The following is a 17,492-nucleotide window of genomic DNA, read 5'->3' as shown; positions in this document are numbered from 1 at the left end:
CATGTGTCTGGGGATCCCCGGAGAGTTGATGAGCGTCAGGGAGGAGGGCGGCTTGCGCGTCGGCAAGGTGCGCTTCGCCGGCATCCTCCGTGACGTGTGCCTGGAGTGCGTGCCCGACGCCGTGCCGGGTGACTACGTGCTCGTGCACGTCGGGTTCGCGATCGCGCGGCTCGATGCCGAGGAGGCCGCGCGGACGTACGCCTTGCTCGAAGAGCTCGGGCAGACCGAAGAGCTCGTGGCAGGTGACGACGTGGTCGCCCCATCCGGAGCGTCGCGATGAAGTACCTCGACGAATACCGCGATGCGGACATGGTCAAACGCATCGCCGACACGATCGGACGTGCGGTCACCAAGCCGTGGGTGATCATGGAGGTCTGCGGGGGCCAGACCCACTCGATTGTCCGCTATGGGCTGGACCGAATGCTCCCGAAGGAAGTGGAGCTCGCGCACGGTCCGGGCTGTCCCGTGTGCGTCACCTCGCTCGAGATGATCGACCGAGCCCACGCCATTGCGTCGCGATCGGACGTTATCTTTACATCGTTCGGGGATATGCTGCGCGTGCCCGGTACGCGTGGAGATCTCCTGTCGCTGAAGAGCCGCGGGGCCGACGTGCGCGTCGTCTATTCACCACTCGATGCGGTGCGTATCGCTCAATCGAATCCGGACAAGAAAGTGGTCTTCTTCGGTATCGGTTTCGAGACGACCGCTCCGGCGAATGCGATGGCCGTTTTTCAGGCAAAGCGGGCAGGGGTCAAGAACTTCTCCATGCTCGTCTCGCACGTGCTCGTGCCTCCCTCGATTGCCGCCATCTTGCAGGCGCCGCAGAACCGTGTGCAGGCGTTTCTCGGACCCGGACACGTCTGCGCGGTGATGGGCTGCGGGGAATACGAGGCGCTCGCGGAGCGCTATCGCGTGCCGATTGCCATCACGGGGTTCGAGCCGGTGGACTTGCTCGAGGGCGTTTTGACCTGCGTGAAGATGCTCGAGGCCGGAAAGAGCGGAGTCGAGAATCACTATCCGCGCGTCGTTGCCCAGAAAGGCAATCGGCCGGCGCGCGATTTGATCTTCGAAGTCTTCGATGTCGTCGATCGGCAATGGCGCGGCGTGGGCTCCATTCCGAAATCGGGATATCGACTCCGTCGCGAATATCGCGATTTTGACGCCGAGACGCTCTTCGAAGTCGACGCCATTCGAACACTCGAGTCGCCGCTGTGCATCAGTGGGCTCGTCCTGCGTGGGGTGAAGAAGCCGTGCGACTGCCCGGCGTTTCGCAAGCAATGCACGCCCGAAACTCCGCTCGGGGCGACCATGGTGTCGGCCGAGGGCGCTTGCGCTGCGTACTACCAATATGGTCGTCTTGCCGCGGACGGCGTCGAACCGCCGGGGAGTCGGTCATGAAGGACGCCATCGAGCGCAAAGTGCGCGAGAGCCACGAGGTCGGCGCGCGCTTCTTCGAGGACAACGCCGCGACGCTCGAGACGTGCGTGCACGCCCTCGTGGAGCGCTTTCGCCGTGGCGGCCGCCTGCTGGTGCTCGGAAACGGAGGTTCGGCATGCGACGCCGCCCACGTGGCGGTCGAGTTCGTCCACCCCATCGTCGAGAAGCGAAAGCCTCTCCCCGCGGCGGCGCTCACGAACGACATGGCTGTGCTCACGGCGATCGGGAACGACGCTGATTTTTCCGCCGTATTCGAGCGCCAGCTTGGTGTGCTCGGCCGGGCTGAAGACGCCGCGCTCGGCATCTCGACCTCCGGCGCCTCGTCCAACGTCCTTCGGGGGCTCACGGCCGCAAAGCGGGCCGGAATGCTCACGATCGGCTTCGCAGGCCGCGACGGCGGGCGCATGCCCGACGTGTGCGACCACTGCTTCGTCGTGAAAACCTGGTCGATCCATCGCGTGCAGGAGACGCACACGCTGCTGCTGCATCTGCTTTGGGATCTCGTTCACGTGGCGATGGGAGAAGACGATGTCCTCTGATTCACGCCTCGATCCCACCACGCTGGATGGTGGCATCTCACTGAACTTCGAGTGCCCGGTGCCGGCACAAGGCACCGACCACGTCGTCATGGGCCACGGCAGTGGAGGAAAGCTCACGGCACGTCTCATCGAGCAGACGATCCTGCCGGCGCTCAAGAATCCCATTCTCGACGTTCTCGACGACCAAGCCATGCTCCCGCTCGACGGAGGCCGCATCGCGTTCACGACCGATTCGTACGTGGTGACGCCGATCTTCTTTCCGGGCGGCGACATCGGCGAGCTCGCCGTGAACGGCACGGTCAACGATCTGGCGATGGGCGGAGCCGTTCCGAAGTTCCTGTCGCTCGCGCTCATCCTGGAAGAGGGCACCCCACTTTTCGACCTCGAGCGCGTCGTCGCGTCCGTCCGGCGCGCCGCCGATCGCGCAGGCGTGGTCGTGGTGACGGGCGACACCAAGGTCGTTCCACGCGGGAGCGGCGACGGCATCTTCGTCAACACCGCGGGGATCGGGCTCGTGCCGGCCGGAGTCCGGCTCTCGGCGCAGCGCGTGTCGCCGGGCGATGCAGTGATCCTGTCGGGACAAATCGGCGATCACGGCGTGGCCATTCTCGCGTCGCGCGAAGGGCTCGAGCTCGAAGGAGAGTTTTCGAGCGATACGGCCGCGCTCCACGATCTCGTGGCCAGCATGCTCGCGGCTCATTCCGACATCCACGCCATGCGCGATCCGACGCGGGGCGGCCTCGCGGCATCGCTCGTCGAGATCGCAACGCGCCAGAAGCTCGGCATCGAAGTCGACGAGCGAGCGATTCCCGTCGACGACGCCGTTCGCGGCGCGTGCGAGATTCTCGGGCTCGATCCGCTGCACGTGGCCAACGAGGGAAAGCTCGTTGCGTTCGTCCCCGAGGTTGGCGCGGAGGCGGTTCTTGCGGCGATGCGTGCCCATCCTCTCGGGCGCGGCGCCGTCCGCATCGGTCGCGTGGTCGATACCCATGCGGGCACAGTGGTCTTGAAGACGCCCGTGGGCGGCCAGCGCGTCCTCGATCTGCCGTTCGGCGAGTCGCTCCCGCGAATCTGCTGACGCGCTAAAGGCAGGGATTCGGCGCTGGCGATGACGGCGGGGGCGTCGAGTCGGGCGTCTTGGTGCCTGCATCCGCCGTCGTCGTGCCCGGGTCGGGATCGATGGGCGCGACGAGCCCGGCGTCGTTCTCGTCGACGTTCGTGGACTTCACGAAGGCGAGCAGCTGGGCTTCGCTGCCCTTGAACTGATCGAGATCGACAGCGCCCTGGATCCCCGGCGTCGTGCCTTTCTCGCTGTATTGCCAGATGGCCCAGTCCGTCCAACCCATGGGCGTGTTCGGACACTCGGTCTCGTAGTGCGGAACCCAGAGGGGGTAGCCGCTGAAGATGTTCTGCGTGACGGTCTGCCAGCGGCTGCCTGTGTAGATGATGGGCCGTCGGTGGAGGGCGGCCTCCACGTGCTCGAGCCACAGCTTGGCGGCCAAAGCAACCTTCGAGGCTTCGAGGCCGTCGTCGGTCTCGAGGTCGATGACAGGCGGCAGGTCGGTGGGCTCGAGACCACCTGCTTCGGCGATCTTCGTGAGGAGGACGTCGGCTTGGGCGATGGGGTCGAGGGCGGGGCGGAAGTACTGGTACGGGCCGCGGAGGATGCCGGCGGCCTTCATGCCCGGCCAGTTGGCGGCGAATTGTTCGTCGATGTTCTCGATGCCGTTGCTCACGCGGGCGAACGCGAAGCGATAGCCGCCGCCTTTGACGGCGTTCCAGTCGACCACGCCTTGCCAGCGCGAGACGTCGATGCCGAGGACCTTGTCGCCTGTGTTGCAGACACGCAGGGCCGACGAGACCGTGCCGTTGCACGTCGCGGCGGGTGGCTCGGTCGACGACGAGGAGCAGCCGATCGCGGAGAGCGTTGCGCCAAGCAACAGAGACGAAGCGCGCAAGTGGTCGCGGAGATGCATCGGGCGTATCGCACCGCACCGCGGATGGTGCGCGAAGGCAAGTCCCATCTTCGCTGCAGAACGCGGGCTATCCACGTCAGCACGGTGCCGACGTGGTGCGCTCGCTCTTCGTGTCGCGCCGCGGCGCGATCGCGTTCCGCTACTTCGCGCGCTTCTTGGAGGCGGGCTTCTTCGCGGTGGCCTTCTTCGCAACCGGCTTCTTTGCAGCCGGCTTCTTCGGGGCCGTCTTTTTCGCTGCGATCTTCTTTGCAGCCGGCTTCTTGGCCGTGGCCTTCTTCGCGACCGGCTTTTTGGTGGTCGTCTTGCTGACGGCAGCCTTCTTGGCGGTCGGTTTCTTCGGCGCGATCTTCGTTGCGGCCGGCTTCTTGGCGGTGACCTTCTTGGTCGCCACCTTCTTGGCCGTGGTCTTCTTGGCGGCGGCCTTCTTGGTCGCGACCTTCTTGGCGGCGGCCTTCTTGGCGGCCGGCTTCTCGGCTGCGACCTTCTTGGTCGCGACCTTCTTGGCGGCGGCCTTCTTGGCGGCCGGCTTCTCGGCTGCGACCTTCTTGGTCGCGACCTTCTTGGCGGCGGCCTTCTTGGGCGCCTTGGCCGGGGTCGGCTCGGTCGTTTCTTCGACGATCGTGACGACGGGCGCTTCGGCGATCTCGACCTTGACGGCGACCGGAAGCGGCTTCGCCTCCGTCTGGGTCAGGGCCTCCTGGAGGCCTTCGCGGGCGCGCCGGTCGGACATCTCGACCACGCCGTACGCGATGGCGCCGACGATGGCGGTGCTGTCACCGCGGAAGATCGTGCCGCTGCCATCGCGATAGAGGAGCACGTCGAAGGACGCAGATTCTTCGGTGCCGACGATGGTGCGTCGCTCGAAGGTGCCGGCGAACGTGGACTCGCCACCGTTCGGCGCGAGACGTTCCGCGGCGGGGAGGTCGAGCCCGTCCCAAGCCGTGCCTGCGAGGCGCAGCTGCTCCTGCTCGAGCGCAGGCAGCTTATCGGTCGAGGTTGGTCGCTCGAGGCGCACCAAACGCAGGACGAGGGCAGGGGGAGCGAAACCGTGTGCCTTGCGCGTGGCCGCGTCGAGGCGCTCGGGATCGGGCGCTGGGCCCGTCCATGCCTCGAACGCGTCCTTGACGACGTCCGAGGGGAGAGCGTCGAGCTCTTCGAACGCTTCGAACACGTCGGCGCTCTTTGGCCCTTCGCCGAGCGTCTCCACGATCTTCGCGGCGCGGAGCGCGCCTTCGCGGGGATCCGAGTTGGCCGGCGTTTTCACGACTCGCGGTCCTCTTTCGTTCGAAGGGGCAGAAGCAACGACGAACGCGTACCACGGGAACGCAGCCAAAGGAAAGCTCGCGTCCTTACGCGGCATGCGGTCTCGCCGCGGAGCTTTCCACCGCGAACGGCCGTGTCACCTCACAGATGCATGTCCCCGGCGGCTTCCGGCTGGTACGGAACCGAGAAAATGCGTCCGAGCGGCGCCCAGGTCTCGTCGTCCCGTACGTCGTCGCCGGGCGTATGGCCGAGGAGCGCCAGGCCGAGCGATGCGAGGACCGAGGCCGTGTTCGGAGCGTTGAGGCTCCACGGGTAGACGACCTGCAGCTCGTGCGCACCGATCCCGTCGGGGGGCAAGAGCACGACGCGGGAGTTCATGGTCACGACGTCGCGCGGGATGGCCTCGGCCGGGACGATGCGCGCACGCTTGAGCTTCTGGCGCAGCAACGTCGATTCGCGTCGATAGGCGAGGCCGACGCGCGTGTGCAGGAGGCGCGTCAGTCGCTCGAGGTCCATGTCCGTCACGAGCACCGGGCGGCTCATCGCGAGTCCTCGCGACGGGCTTCGGCGAACCAAGGACCGTCGGTGCGCGAGGCGCGAGCGTGGAGCAGACCTCGGAGTGGCGACATCGCAAGCAGAGGTTGAGAGTCGAGCTCGTCGAACGACGCGACGCCGCTGGCCGACGCCCAGAGTCCGACGCGCTGGCCTTCGCTCGTCCGCGGAGCGTCGGCGGAAAACGCGCGCCGACCGTTCCACACCACACGAAGGACGTCGTCGCGGTCCTCGACCGACAGATCGTGCCAGCTATCGGGCGAGCACTGCGTGGTCGACTGACCGAGCAGACGCTCATGGCCGCGCTCGGTGCTGGTGGCGCTCACGGTGCAGGTCGCGGGGTCGACCATCACCCGCAGGAGGTCGTTGTCGCTGTGGTAGCGCAGGGCGACGCCGCAGCCGCCGAGGGACGTTCTGCATCGGACGTGGAGGTGGAGATTTCGTCCGCCGCCGGCCGTGGCGACGAGCATCGCCTGCCGCGGATCGTCCGAGGCGTGCACGACGAGAAGGCGACCACCGGTGCCGAGCGCGGAATCTTCCAGCGTCCACGCGTTGCCGGTCGTCGGGGACGCCGCAAACCCTATGGCGAGCGGCGACGGCACGGCTTCGAGAAAGAGCCACTTGTGGGGGGCCTCGGCGGGCAGGCCGTCGAGGGCAACGAGCCCGGCGCCGAGCGCACAAGAGGCGAGGACCGTCGCGACCCCCAGCCCGACCCACGTACGACGCGGCGCACGCGCAGGCGAGGCGCCGATGGGAGCGCTCTCACGGTACGGATGCCCGGCCGGCGAGAACGCTTCGGCGTGATCGCGCGATTCGCGCATCGTCTCGTGCCCGAAGCGCGTTCGAACGGCGAGCGCTCCGAGGACGGCGCCGAGCAAGGCGGCGGCACCGAGCGTGATGGCGAGACTCGTCGCTTCGGCACCCGACGCGGGCGGCGCGAGAATGGCGCCGATCCCGCGCACGATGACCACGGCGAAGAGCACCGTGGCCAGCGAAGCCTGGGCGATCTCGAGCCAACGAAGCGCCGCGACGCCGTGCATGCCGTCGCGTGCGCGAACCTCCTCGGCGCAGTGTTCCGAACGCATCACGATCACCTCCAGCAGTAGGCGTCACGCGTCCGCCACGGTAGCTAGTTTGAGCGAGCAGACTGTTCGGCTATTAGAACAATCATGCGGACAACCCCGGACGACCTGGCCTCCATGGCCATCTTCGTACGCGTCGTCGAGGCACGCAGTTTCACCGCGGCGGCGACCGCTTTGGGCCTCTCCAAGTCGGTCGTGAGTACGCGCGTCGCTCAACTCGAGCGAATGCTCGGTGTCCGACTGTTGCATCGTACGACACGCAAGATCGCCTTGACGGCCGAGGGCGTCCGCCTCTACGAGCGCTGCGCGCGCGCGCTCTCCGATGCGGAGGAGGCGGCCGAAGCCGTCGCAGGGGCGAGCGAGAACCCGCGCGGCCTTTTGCGGGTGGCGGCGCCGACCAGCCTCGGGAGTGCGTTCGTGGCCGCCGCGGTGACGGCGTTTCTCGCCGAATTCCCCGACGTCCGCGTCGAGCTACGGTTCGACGACCGACTCACCGACCCCCTCGAGGCGGAGCTCGACGTCGTTCTACGCGTGGCCGCGCGTCTGCCCGATTCACCCCTCATCGCCAAACGCCTGGCGAGCGACCGGCTCGTCTTGTGCGCCGCGCCGACCTACCTCCGCACGCGGGGCATTCCCTGGCGCGATGCCGAGCTCGTGCATCACGACCTTCTCCTTCTTTCCACCGCGGCGTACGGCGAGCGCGGCCTCTGGCCGTTCGAATCCCACGGGATGGGGTCGCCCCCGCGCCTGACCAGCGACGATGCGCTCTTTCTGCGTCGGGCGGCCCTCGAAGGCGGCGGTATTGCCACGCTTCCCTCGTCGCTCGTGGCCCCCGACCTCGTGAGCGGTCGGCTCCGGCCGGTACTCGAAGAGATCGAACGGCCCGACCTCGGCGTCTACGCCGTGACGGCGCACCGCGGGCTCGTGCCGGCGAAGGTCCGTGTGTTCCTCGAACACCTCGTTCGTCGATTCCGTTTGCCGCCGTGGCGTCGTCCGCTTCGACCCCGGCGTCTTGCAGGAATCTTGGAGGCGAGCGCATCATGAAAGGAAAGGCTGCGATGCGAGCGCCGACCATCACCGATCAGGACATGCGACGTCTCGCGGACGTCATCGATCTCTACGAGGAGGTCGACGCGTCCGGTGCCTCGTCGCTCGAGAACGCGCTCCGCAAGGCGATCGTCGTCTCGCCCGCGAAGGTGGCGGCGACGGTCGTGACGATGAACTCGCAGTTGGTCGGTCGTGACGAACGCGGGCGACGCGTGGAGCTCGTGGTCGTCTATCCGTGGCACGCCGATCCCGCGGAAGGTCGCGTCTCGGTCCTGAGCCCGCTCGGCCGCGCACTGCTCGGAGCGTCCGTCGGCGACACCGTCCCGATCGAGGCCGACGCCAGCGACGAGGGCAGGGCCAAACGTAGGACGTTCACCCTCGAGGCCCTTCGCTACCAGCCGGAATCCGCGGGCGACTATCATCTTTGACCAGCCCGGAGGAGGACGGGAGCGTCGCTCTTTCTCGCGCGCGACAGCGCCGAATCGACCGCGTACGCGCCGCTGCCGACGAGGGCCTGCGCACCGAGCGCGACGATCAAGAACGCCACGTATTCCCAACCACCCCCGTTGTTCGAGAACATCCAGCCGTTGTTGATGTGCGGTACGAGCGCGCCGAGCATCACCGGAACGAGGAGGAGGGCGACGGCGCGCGTGCGGAAGCCCACGATCAGCGAAAGGCCCCCGAGGAGCTCGGCGAAGAACACCGGATAGACGGTGAAGCCGGGGATCCCGAACGACTCGAAGAACTGGACCGTGCCCGGAAACGTGAAGGTAAAGGCCTTCGCGAGCGCGTGAGCCACGAACACGCTGCCGAGGGCAATACGAAGGGCCGTTGGGCCGAACGCCGAGACGGCAGGAGACTCGAGGCGAGACAGAGAGAAAGACATCGTCGGAATCCTTTCGGGCGACCCGGTCGTCGCACCCGAGACGATGCGACGTGCAACGTTGCGCCGAAAGTGGATATGGGTGCAGATTGGTTGTGCATCCATGCACAAGCTCGATTGGACGGAACTGCAATACGTGCTCGCCGTCGCCGACGGGGGCTCACTGAACGCCGCGGCGCGCGTCATGGGCGTCAACCACACCACGGTGCTCCGGCGGATCACGGCGCTCGAGAAGCAGCTCTCGCTCCGGTTGTTCGAACGATCCCCGCGCGGCTACGTACTCACGCCCGGCGGCGAGGAAATGCTCGAGGTTGCACGCGCGATCGACGAGCGCGTCACGACGCTCGAACGACGGCTGCTCGGGCGTGACCTGCGATTGACGGGAACGGTCAGGCTCGCGACTGCCGATACGCTGGCCCTCACGCTGTTGCCGCGCCATCTGGAGGCGTTCCTGCTGCAAAACCCCGAGCTCACGTTGGAGCTCACGACCTCGAACGTGCTCGTGAACCTGACGAAGCGGGACGCCGACGTCTGCCTCCGGCCTGCGGCCGATCCTGCGTCGAACCTCGTGGGCCGGAAGCTCTGCACCATCGCGTTCGCGTTGTACGCATCGCCCAACTACCTCGCGAAGACGCCGGCCAAGCGAGAGCTCGCTGCGCATGCCTGGCTCGTCCCCGACGAGAGCTTGTCCGAGACGACGGCGGGGCGATGGACGACGAACGAGCTTGGCCGTGTCGGCGCGCGCGTGGCGTTTCGTGCGGACTCGCTGGTCGCCCTCCGTGATGCCGCGACCTCGGGGATGGGCGTTGCAATGCTGCCCTGTTACCTGGGGGATCGGTCCCCCGCGCTCGAACGCGTTCGCGCTGAGCCCGTGCCGGGCGTGACGACGGAGCTATGGTTGCTCACCCATCGCGATCTCCGAGGGATGGCGCGTGTGCGAGCGCTGATGGACTTTCTCGGCGGCGCTCTCGCGGACGAACGGGACCTCATCGAAGGTCGTCGCGCCGGCGCGGCGAAACAGCACGATGACCGCCGCGCGCACGCACGAACGCGAGGCCGCGCTGGCCGACGTCGCTGACGACGACGGCGTCGCAATCGACAGCAACGAGTCTCGCGCGCACGCGGTCTGCAGGTTGCATGCCTTCGACGTCCGAGGGCATCGTCATGAGAAGGTTGGGAGCGTCCGCGCTCGCTGCGCTTGTCAGCATCACGGCTTGCTCGAGCAAGCCACCCGAAACACCGGTAGGCCAGGACAAGGAGCCGGGTGAATACCCGCTTCCGCCGCCCCGCACCGACGTGCCCGGCGCGTCCGCGGAGACGCCGGCCTCGGCCGACGAAGGCCAGCCGAACGCTCCGCCCCAAGGCGAGGCGACCGACGAAGGAACGGCGGAGACAAGCAATCTTCCAGCGCCGCCGTGGCCACGCCGCGTGAGCGCTGGCGGCGTCAACTTCGCCGTCTATCAACCCGAAGTGGACTCGCTGAGCGGTGACAAGCTGCAAGCGCGGGCGGCCGTCGAGGCGAGGACGACTCCGGAGTCGCCGGCCACCTACGGCATCGTGTGGCTCGACGCCAAAGCGACCACCGATCGGGCGCGGGGCGTCGTCACGCTGGATGACGTGCAGCTCACCCGAGCGAGTTTTCCGGCGGCGAAGGACAAGGAAGGCCAGTACCTGACCGCGCTGCGCGGCGCGAACCTCATGCAGGGCAAAACGCTCCCGCTCGAGCGCGTGAAGTCCGCGACGTCGCCGGGCGCGAAGAAGGGTAACGCGAACGCTACGGCTCCGACCTCGCAGACGGTCAAGAACGAGGCTCCCACGATTCTCGTTTCGCAGAAGCCGGAGATGCTCGTACTCGTCGACGGCAAGCCGCGCCTTCGGTCCGAAGACGGTGTGCAGCGCGTCATCAACACACGTGCGCTCATCCTGACGGAAAAGGGCGCCTACTATCTGTACGTCGGCGATCGCTGGTTTCGTGCGACGGCGATCGACGGCGTGTATACGGCCGCGAGCAACGTGCCGGCGTCGTTCGATGCTGTGAAGAAGAAGCTCGGTGACGCCAACGCCGTCGACCTCTTCCCCGACGTTGCCGATCGTACGCGTCAAGGAATGACCATCGTCGTCGCCGACAAGCCGACGGAGCTCATCGAGACGCGCGGCGCGCCGACCTACGAGGCCATCCCGGGGACGACGCTCCAATCCGTTACCAACACGGATTCGGACGTCTTCAAAGACACGGCCACGAATACGACGTACGTGCTCCTTTCGGGACGCTGGTTCCGCGCGTCGTCCCTCGATGGTCCTTGGGCCTACGTCGTGGGCAAGGACATGCCGGCGACGTTCAAGAACATCCCGAAGGACCACCGCGAAGCGCGCGTCCTCACCAGCATTCCGGACACGGCGCAGGCGCAGGAGGCGGCGATCGCGACGCAGGTTCCGTCGATGGCGACGATCGATCGTGCCGAGACGCAGCTCAACGTGTCGTACGACGGTCAACCGCGCTTCGAGCCCGTCAAGGGCGCGGCCGGATCTCTTCGCTACGCCGTGAATACGGCCACGCCGGTCCTCGCGACGGGAGACGGCATGTACTACGCGTGCGAGAACGGCGTGTGGTTCGTCGCGGCTTCGCCCGAGGGACCGTGGACGGTCGCGACGAGCGTGCCGGACGCGGTTTACACGATCCCGCCGAGCTCGCCGCTCTACTACGTCACGTACGTGCGCGTGTACGACTACACGCCCGAGTACGTCTACGACGGCTACACGCCAGGTTACTATGGTGCAGTCTACACGGATGGCGTCGTGGTCTACGGGACCGGCTACTACTATCCACCTTGGATCGGCTCGGTCTGGTACGGCTGGCCGTGCACCTGGGGGTTCGGCGTCGGATTCGGATTTGGATTCGGATTCGGCGTGGGCTTCGGCATCGCCTTCGGCGGCTTCCACCATCCGTGGTGGGGACCGGGCCGCTTCTGGGGACACGGTCCGCATTGGGGCTGGCGCGGGGGGCCGGGCTTCGCGTTCCCGAACGCCTACCATCACTGGTCGCCGGTCGCGGTGCGCCCGCCCGCGGCGCCGCGTGCCTTTGCCGGCGCACCTGGTCGCTTCGGCAACACGCCCATCGCCCCCGCGCACGTCGCGCCGGGCGTTGCGCGGACGACGCCGCAAGGCGTAGGCGGAATCCGACCGAACACGCTGGCGCCGCGACCGGGCACGGCCCCTGGAACCCTCGACCACGCGCCGGGGCGCGGCATACCGACGGTTCAGGGGCGCGCACCGACCATGGTGAATCCGCCGGGGCGCGGTCCGATGACGGCGCCGCTGACGCCGCGCACGTCGCCCGAGATGGCGCCGTTCCGTGGTGCGACGCCGGCCGTTCCGATGTCGCCACCTGCGGGAGGCTTCCGCGGACCCGTCGCGCCGCCGGCGGGAGGCTTTCGCGGGCCCGTCGCGCCTCCGCCAATGGGCGGCGGCTTCCGCGGTCCTGCGGCCGCGCCCCCGATGGGCGGCGGCTTCCACGGAGGTGGTGGCGGCGGCGGCTTCCACGGAGGTGGTGGCGGTGGCGGCTTCCACGGAGGTGGTGGCGGTGGCGGCCACCGATAGCTAGCTCGCTACTGTTGTCGTGTGCGCAACGGTTTGTTCGGCAATGGGCCCATTGTTCGAATGGGAGTGGCGGTGCATCTTCCGAGGCGTGGAGAGCAGACCCCCAGCGCGGTGCTGGAGGTGCTCTCCCAAACGCAGAGGGAGCCGTGAACGAGCGCCGGGCATCGCGCCCAGCGCGCTCGTTACGGAAGAGGTGCACTCATGAACTGGCTCATCGACTCGGTCCACACGCACGTTGGTTTCTCGGTCAAGCACATGATGGTCACGACCGTACGCGGACAGTTCAAGTCGTATCGCGGCGACGTTCGCCTCGACCCGAAGGACTTCACGCGCTCGACGTTCGCCGGCGAGATCGACGTTGCGAGCATCGAGACGGGCAACGCCGATCGCGATGCGCACCTGCGCACGAACGACTTCTTCGACGTGCAGAATCACCCGAAGATCACGTTCAAGAGCACGTCGATCGAAGCCAAGGGCGACTCCGAGTACGTCGTCCACGGTGACCTTCAGATCCGCGGCGTGACCCAACCGGTAGCGCTCGAGGTCGAGTACCTCGGCACGTCGAAGAATCCCTACGGCAAGACGGTCGCCGGCGTGAGCGTGCGCGGCACCATCAATCGCAAGGACTTCGGCGTGAGCTTCAACGCCTTGCTCGAGACGGGCGGCGTGGCCGTCGGCGAGAAGGTGAAGCTCGAGCTCGACGTCGAGGCCGTGCTCGACGAGGAGGCGGTGACAGCGACCAACGGCGCTGCGACCGCGACGGCGTGAGTCAGGTGGCGAAGAGCCGGTCCGTGGTGGGCCGGCTCATGCTGCTCAGAACGAGCCAACCACTCCCAGACCGAGCTCCGAGGGCCCCGCGTGAGGGACGACGCGAGCGACAGGCTTGGGAGCCTGGCCGGTCTGGCGCGACGAGCTCGAAGTACTCGGGGCGAGGAGGTACACGATCGTCCCGGCGGCGACCGCCACGGTTCCGGCGGTGAAGGCGATGACGCTCGTCTTCATCGAATCCTTGGCGCGGTCGTTGGCGTCGGTCTGGGATTCGCAAGGCGTCGTCGGGCACGTGCGGCGAGCCTCCGACGACTCGCTGAGTCCCTTTCCGACGAAGTAAGCGCCGGCGCCGACGCCGATGATGCCCGCACCGACGAGCAGGAGGCCGACGGTGCGCTGGGCCCCGCCGCGGTTCGGCGAAGAGTCGTGAACGGGATCGTCGTACTCGGCGGAGGTGGTCTGGGTCGTGGAGACGGGCTTCGTGGCCGGCGCCGGTGTTGCTTCGTGTGCGTCATCGAGCTTGTCGACGACGATCTCGACGACGCCTGCGCCACTCAGCCGAACCGTGTAGCTCCGCGCGACCTTGCCGGGGGCTGAGGCCTCGACCTTGTGCTCCCCGGGATCGACGGGAAAGGGGCTGCCGAGGTCCGTCGCGGCGACGGGATTGCCGTCGCACGTGATCGCGAGGTCGTCCGATGCTTGCGGCACGCGGACGACGAGCTTGGCGAGCGAAGGCTCCATGGCCTGCGCGCGCTTCTGCGCGGCGTTCGCGAGATCGCTTCGACCGACCTTCTTGCCGATGCGCGCAGCTTCGTTGAGCTCGGCCCACGCGGTGGCCGTCTTGCCCTGTCCTTCGTGACAGAGTGCGAGTGCGAGCAGCGTCCCGGCGCCGGGATCCAGCTTCTGGCTCTCCGCGAGCTTTGGGCACGCCTCGTCGTAGCGCTTGGCTTCGAGGAGCGTGCGGCCTTCGCGGTACGCGGCTTCCGCGCGCCCCGTGTTCGGTGAGCCGTCCGCGTGCGCTACGGCCGGAGCCGCGACGAGCGAGGCGAGAACGAAGCCGATCGAGAGCCTCGAGCACCAATCAGCTCTAGCGGCGGTCATCGAGGAACTTGTGGAGGTCATCGTTGGAAGCCTTGGGCTCGGGTTGAATCGGAGCGGCCGCAGAGCGAACGAGAGAATCGGTGGAGTCGGCCTTGGGAGCCGCGGCGGGCGCGGCGGGCTTCGGAGCGGCCGCCGGCGCATAGGTGCGCGGTTTGGCGGCGACCGGGACGGGGCGTGCGGAGGCTGTTGCCGTGGCCGGCGCCTCGGGCAGCTGTGCGACGCCCATCGATGCCGGCGCGAGCGGAATGCGTGGAGCGGCTTCGGCCTGCGCGGTGCTTTGCGCGGGCGTGTTCACGCTCTCGATCGGTGCGGACGTCGGTGCGGCGACCGTTTCGGCGGCGGTGACGGCGGGGGCCTCGCTGGCTGCGGCCGGTGCCTTCGTGCGTGACGTGTACGTTCCGATTCCCACGCCAACGGCGAGGAATGCTGCCGCCATCGCGAGCGTCGACGCGGAGAACTTCTTGGCGGGCGGCGGCTCGAGCGTCTTCGCGAGCGGCACGCTCAGGCGCGGGGGCGGGCGAACCGGCGGAGGAGGTGGTGCCACCGAGACGGCCACCGGAGCGGTCGAACGACGGACCGACAGCGGCTCGGTCGTGGTCTGACCCGGCGTCGGCGTCGGCGCGGGCGTGGCGGTCGGCGGCGCAGGCAGTGCTGCACGCGTGGTGGTCGAGGGCGGCGGCGGAAGGGGCGCGCGCATCGACGCGGACGGAGGCGCGGGCAGTGCGGCGCGGGTGGGGGCGGACGGAGGTTTGGGAAGCGCGGCTGCCGTCGTCGAGGGAGCCTTCTCCGGTTCGACCGCCGCGGGAGGCGGCACGGGAGCCGTTGCAACGGGAGGAGGAGCGGGAGGCGCGGGAACGGCAGGAATGGGCGGCGCCACGCGCGTCACCGTCGCGATGGGCGGAACCGGGCTCGGCCGAAGGACGATCGCCGTGCTTCCGCGGATCGTATCGTCGAACTCCGTGATCTCCTCTTCGATGAGGTCGTCGTCACCGAGCTCGGTCACGCTGACGAGTTCGGGGATCGCGGACTCTTCCTTGAGTCGCTCGAGCTCGACGGCCTCGAAGCGGCCGGTATCGATGGCGCGTAGCGAGGGCGGCGTGGACACGAACGGTCGCGAGCCGAAGGGACCGAGCTCCTCGGAGAACGCCTTCATCGTGCGTGCACGAAGCTGCGGCGCCTTCGACAAGGAGGAGTCGACGGTCTCGGCGAGCAGGTCCGGAACGCCTGCCAGCAAGGTCTGCTCGTCGAGCATGATCGAGAGGTTCACCGTCGACGGCGTCTCCGCACCGAACGGCGGCTCGCCGGCGAGCATCGTGTAGACCATGACGGCGAGGCCCCAGATGTCCGACCGAGCGTCGGCCTCGCGTCCGTGTTGGAGGAGCTCCGGCGCACGGAGGACGAGCGGCTGGCGCAGCTGATCGGCGCGCAAGTCGAGCGGAAGTGAGGCGAGCGAGCGGGCCGTCGCAAGGTCGGCAACCTTCACGCGCGACGGGCCATCCTCCGACCAGGCGAGGTGGACGCAGCGCGGATCGAGCGAGCCGTGCACGAGTCCGTGCGCATGGGCCTCGACGAGCGAATCACAGATCGCGAGCGCGATGTCGACGGCGTGTTCGGTCGGCAAGGCCCCGCGCTCCTTCATGAGCGAGGCGAGTGTTCCATCGGCGATGGCCTCGGTCACGAGGAAGGGATCGCCCTGATCGGTGACGCCGACCTGGAGGACACCTGCGGTATGCACGCTCCGCAGCGATGCGGCCTTGCGCGCATCGGCAAGGAAGCGAAGGCGCACGCTGTCGACCAACTCGCGCGAGGATGCGGCGAGCGTCTCGTCGACGGTGAAGACCTGGACTTCGACGGGCACGCCCGTATCCGTCTGGACGGCGGCGAACCGCGCGCAGGGCGGTCCGTCCTCGAGCTGGGCCGTGAGATGGAAGCGGCCTCCGACGACGTCGCCTGGACGTAGCGACAGCCCCGTAACAGGCGGAATTTCTTGGGGAGATCCCGAGGTCGGCATCGAGCTCATCATGAGGAGGTATGTTGGCGTAGCATAAGTGCGATAGGGTGGTACCGCTCTCGTGTTGATTTCCGTCAAGTGATGGAAAACGAGAAAGAAAACGGAGCGAAGAACACGTTCGACGACGCTCGCCGACCTTGCTCCAATGGGGCGCGTGCATCCTCCCGAGCGCCGCTCGCACGTCATCAGCTTCCGGCACCTGTTTTCTGGGGAAATCGCGAGCTTCCTGCGCACCGAAGCGCTCGACTTCCAGAATGCGGTCAGCGTGATCTCGGAAGTGGTCGTGGCGCTCGCGCGCTACCGCGAAGAGGGCACGCCGCTCTACCCCGAGGTCTTTCTCTGTCGTGACGTGGCGCGTACCGTCGAGGAGCTCGGAGGCTTCGACGCCGTGGTTCTCGGACGCGCAACGCTCGACTGCGACGGCGTTCGTCGAGCACTCAAACGCGCGGCTCCGCTCGGCGGCGTGGGCTGGGCGGTGTTCTTCTCGGTCGACGACGCGACCTCTTCGTTCTCCTACGGCGTCTTCCGGACGGACCCGTTCGTCTTGCATCCGACGGCGATGGATCGCCTTCGCGCGGCCGACATGCCGTTCGGCAACGTGCTCGGCATGTGGTCACTCGAGGAAAACGTCATCGAGCTTCGCGCGAGCCACTCGGTCTTCCGGCACGTCTATCTCTCGGGCGCTCGGTCGGAGTCCGAGCTCGGACCGGTGACGGTGGATCGCCTCGTCACTCGGTTGGGCACCGATCTCGAGCCGCTCGTGCGCAACGCGATCCAGGCGTTCTGGAGGCGTGTCCTCGGTGAAGCCCTGCGTCAGCCGCACGGGATGTTGGTGGCGGTCGTTCGACCCGACACCGACCCGCGCAATTGCTTCCCCGATGCGTCGCATCTCGAGCCGCCGGTCGACGTGGCGCCGCTCGTGCGCAGCTACCTTCACCATCACGACGAAGTGTCGCGCGCGGGGATCTACGCGGCCTCTGCGCTTGCGCGAGGCATGCTCCTTTCGGACGGCATTTCGGTCCTACGCGGCGATGGCTCGCTCGTCGCGTACAACGCCTTCATCGCGCATCGACCGACCGCGGGCGGGCGCGGCGGGCAAGGCGGTGCGCGGCGGCGCACGTACGAGACGTTGGCCTCCGAAGTGGGCACGACCTTGCTCGCGGCGTTCTACCACTCGCAAGACGGTGGCTCGGCCATGACGCCGTGACGCTTCGGCACGCTACGCGCAGGGACCAT

General features: G+C 67.8%; 17 protein-coding genes. 10 read left to right on the top strand and 7 right to left on the bottom strand.

Features of this window, described 5'->3' with window-relative positions; translation table 11 throughout:
- Position 1 precedes the first annotated feature (1 nt).
- From AKJ09_RS45715 to hypE, 4 genes are read left to right on the top strand one after another with little or no spacing between them, the layout of a single operon-like run.
- The gene (locus AKJ09_RS45715) at positions 2-280 is read left to right on the top strand and encodes a HypC/HybG/HupF family hydrogenase formation chaperone (RefSeq protein WP_146654153.1); all 279 of its coding nucleotides are present in this window, start codon (positions 2-4) and stop codon (positions 278-280) included.
- On the top strand, positions 277-1,398 hold the full coding sequence (gene hypD, locus AKJ09_RS45710; RefSeq protein WP_146654152.1) for a hydrogenase formation protein HypD: 1,122 nt from the start codon (positions 277-279) through the stop codon (positions 1,396-1,398). Before AKJ09_RS45715 ends, hypD begins: the two co-directional genes overlap by 4 nt.
- Positions 1,395-1,976 (top strand): D-sedoheptulose-7-phosphate isomerase, encoded by a 582-nt coding sequence (locus tag AKJ09_RS45705; RefSeq protein WP_146654151.1) that lies wholly within the window; start codon positions 1,395-1,397, stop codon positions 1,974-1,976. The genes hypD and AKJ09_RS45705 overlap by 4 nt, the downstream gene beginning before the upstream one ends.
- Positions 1,966-3,054 carry a hydrogenase expression/formation protein HypE gene (hypE, locus tag AKJ09_RS45700; RefSeq protein WP_146654150.1) on the top strand — a complete coding sequence of 363 codons (1,089 nt, stop codon included), beginning with the start codon at positions 1,966-1,968 and terminating at the stop codon, positions 3,052-3,054. The genes AKJ09_RS45705 and hypE overlap by 11 nt, the downstream gene beginning before the upstream one ends.
- A 4-nt stretch (positions 3,055-3,058) precedes the next feature.
- Here hypE and AKJ09_RS45695 read toward each other — a convergent pair whose 3' ends face one another.
- The 4 genes from AKJ09_RS45695 to AKJ09_RS45680 form a co-directional block, all read right to left on the bottom strand.
- Complete coding sequence (locus tag AKJ09_RS45695; RefSeq protein ID WP_169928432.1) at positions 3,059-3,952, bottom strand: glycoside hydrolase family 25 protein; 894 nt, start codon at positions 3,950-3,952, stop codon at positions 3,059-3,061.
- Positions 3,953-4,091: 139 nt separating this feature from the next.
- Positions 4,092-5,216, bottom strand: a complete 1,125-nt coding sequence (locus tag AKJ09_RS54570; protein ID WP_205633970.1) for a histone H1-like repetitive region-containing protein — start codon at positions 5,214-5,216, stop codon at positions 4,092-4,094.
- Between the two features lie 140 nt (positions 5,217-5,356).
- Positions 5,357-5,758 (bottom strand): GreA/GreB family elongation factor, encoded by a 402-nt coding sequence (locus AKJ09_RS45685; protein ID WP_146654148.1) that lies wholly within the window; start codon positions 5,756-5,758, stop codon positions 5,357-5,359.
- Positions 5,755-6,855 (bottom strand): hypothetical protein, encoded by a 1,101-nt coding sequence (locus AKJ09_RS45680; protein ID WP_146654147.1) that lies wholly within the window; start codon positions 6,853-6,855, stop codon positions 5,755-5,757. The genes AKJ09_RS45685 and AKJ09_RS45680 overlap by 4 nt, the downstream gene beginning before the upstream one ends.
- Positions 6,856-6,936: 81 nt before the next feature.
- Between AKJ09_RS45680 and AKJ09_RS45675 the strand changes: the two genes are divergently transcribed.
- Both AKJ09_RS45675 and AKJ09_RS45670 read left to right on the top strand, forming a co-directional pair.
- A complete protein-coding gene (locus AKJ09_RS45675) occupies positions 6,937-7,893 on the top strand; it encodes a LysR family transcriptional regulator (protein WP_146654146.1) in 957 nt (318 codons plus the stop codon).
- Positions 7,890-8,324: a GreA/GreB family elongation factor gene (locus AKJ09_RS45670; RefSeq protein ID WP_146654145.1), complete on the top strand. Its 435-nt coding sequence runs from the start codon at positions 7,890-7,892 to the stop codon at positions 8,322-8,324. Before AKJ09_RS45675 ends, AKJ09_RS45670 begins: the two co-directional genes overlap by 4 nt.
- Here the strand turns inward: AKJ09_RS45670 and AKJ09_RS45665 are convergent.
- Positions 8,315-8,782 (bottom strand): DoxX family protein, encoded by a 468-nt coding sequence (locus tag AKJ09_RS45665; RefSeq protein WP_146654144.1) that lies wholly within the window; start codon positions 8,780-8,782, stop codon positions 8,315-8,317. The two genes, AKJ09_RS45670 and AKJ09_RS45665, sit on opposite strands and share 10 nt — an antisense overlap.
- 100 nt (positions 8,783-8,882) lie before the next feature.
- Here AKJ09_RS45665 and AKJ09_RS45660 point away from each other — a divergent pair, with 100 nt between their 5' ends.
- From AKJ09_RS45660 to AKJ09_RS45650, 3 genes are all read left to right on the top strand, one after another.
- Entirely contained in the window at positions 8,883-9,857 is a 975-nt protein-coding gene (locus AKJ09_RS45660) for a LysR family transcriptional regulator (RefSeq protein WP_169928430.1), read from the top strand.
- Between the two features lie 86 nt (positions 9,858-9,943).
- A complete protein-coding gene (locus AKJ09_RS45655) occupies positions 9,944-12,376 on the top strand; it encodes a hypothetical protein (RefSeq protein ID WP_146654142.1) in 2,433 nt (810 codons plus the stop codon).
- Between the two features lie 201 nt (positions 12,377-12,577).
- Positions 12,578-13,144, top strand: coding sequence for a YceI family protein (locus AKJ09_RS45650; RefSeq protein WP_146654141.1), 567 nt, complete (start codon positions 12,578-12,580; stop codon positions 13,142-13,144).
- Between the two features lie 45 nt (positions 13,145-13,189).
- Here AKJ09_RS45650 and AKJ09_RS45645 read toward each other — a convergent pair whose 3' ends face one another.
- Entirely contained in the window at positions 13,190-14,245 is a 1,056-nt protein-coding gene (locus AKJ09_RS45645; protein ID WP_146654140.1) for a tetratricopeptide repeat protein, read from the bottom strand.
- Positions 14,232-16,268 carry a protein kinase domain-containing protein gene (locus tag AKJ09_RS45640; RefSeq protein ID WP_169928428.1) on the bottom strand — a complete coding sequence of 679 codons (2,037 nt, stop codon included), beginning with the start codon at positions 16,266-16,268 and terminating at the stop codon, positions 14,232-14,234. Before AKJ09_RS45640 ends, AKJ09_RS45645 begins: the two co-directional genes overlap by 14 nt.
- 133 nt (positions 16,269-16,401) lie before the next feature.
- On the opposite strand from AKJ09_RS45640, the gene AKJ09_RS45635 reads away from it, so the two are divergent.
- Positions 16,402-17,463 (top strand): hypothetical protein, encoded by a 1,062-nt coding sequence (locus AKJ09_RS45635; protein ID WP_205633969.1) that lies wholly within the window; start codon positions 16,402-16,404, stop codon positions 17,461-17,463.
- The last annotated feature ends 29 nt before the right edge of the window (positions 17,464-17,492 follow it).

The organism is Labilithrix luteola (assembly GCF_001263205.1).
Lineage (GTDB): Bacteria > Myxococcota_A > Polyangia > Polyangiales > Polyangiaceae > Labilithrix > Labilithrix luteola.
The sequence above is the reverse complement of the archived record's forward strand: the minus strand, read 5'-3'. Positions and strand labels throughout refer to the sequence as shown.

Coding starts and splice junctions, on each gene's coding strand:
- AKJ09_RS45715 (WP_146654153.1), top strand. CDS start 2: ATGTGTCTGGGGATCCCCGGAGAGTTGATGAGCGTCAGGGAGGAGGGC.
- hypD (WP_146654152.1), top strand. CDS start 277: ATGAAGTACCTCGACGAATACCGCGATGCGGACATGGTCAAACGCATC.
- AKJ09_RS45705 (WP_146654151.1), top strand. CDS start 1,395: ATGAAGGACGCCATCGAGCGCAAAGTGCGCGAGAGCCACGAGGTCGGC.
- hypE (WP_146654150.1), top strand. CDS start 1,966: ATGTCCTCTGATTCACGCCTCGATCCCACCACGCTGGATGGTGGCATC.
- AKJ09_RS45695 (WP_169928432.1), bottom strand. CDS start 3,952: ATGCATCTCCGCGACCACTTGCGCGCTTCGTCTCTGTTGCTTGGCGCA.
- AKJ09_RS45685 (WP_146654148.1), bottom strand. CDS start 5,758: ATGAGCCGCCCGGTGCTCGTGACGGACATGGACCTCGAGCGACTGACG.
- AKJ09_RS45675 (WP_146654146.1), top strand. CDS start 6,937: ATGCGGACAACCCCGGACGACCTGGCCTCCATGGCCATCTTCGTACGC.
- AKJ09_RS45670 (WP_146654145.1), top strand. CDS start 7,890: ATGAAAGGAAAGGCTGCGATGCGAGCGCCGACCATCACCGATCAGGAC.
- AKJ09_RS45665 (WP_146654144.1), bottom strand. CDS start 8,782: ATGTCTTTCTCTCTGTCTCGCCTCGAGTCTCCTGCCGTCTCGGCGTTC.
- AKJ09_RS45660 (WP_169928430.1), top strand. CDS start 8,883: ATGCACAAGCTCGATTGGACGGAACTGCAATACGTGCTCGCCGTCGCC.
- AKJ09_RS45655 (WP_146654142.1), top strand. CDS start 9,944: ATGAGAAGGTTGGGAGCGTCCGCGCTCGCTGCGCTTGTCAGCATCACG.
- AKJ09_RS45650 (WP_146654141.1), top strand. CDS start 12,578: ATGAACTGGCTCATCGACTCGGTCCACACGCACGTTGGTTTCTCGGTC.
- AKJ09_RS45645 (WP_146654140.1), bottom strand. CDS start 14,245: ATGACCGCCGCTAGAGCTGATTGGTGCTCGAGGCTCTCGATCGGCTTC.
- AKJ09_RS45640 (WP_169928428.1), bottom strand. CDS start 16,268: ATGATGAGCTCGATGCCGACCTCGGGATCTCCCCAAGAAATTCCGCCT.
- AKJ09_RS45635 (WP_205633969.1), top strand. CDS start 16,402: ATGGGGCGCGTGCATCCTCCCGAGCGCCGCTCGCACGTCATCAGCTTC.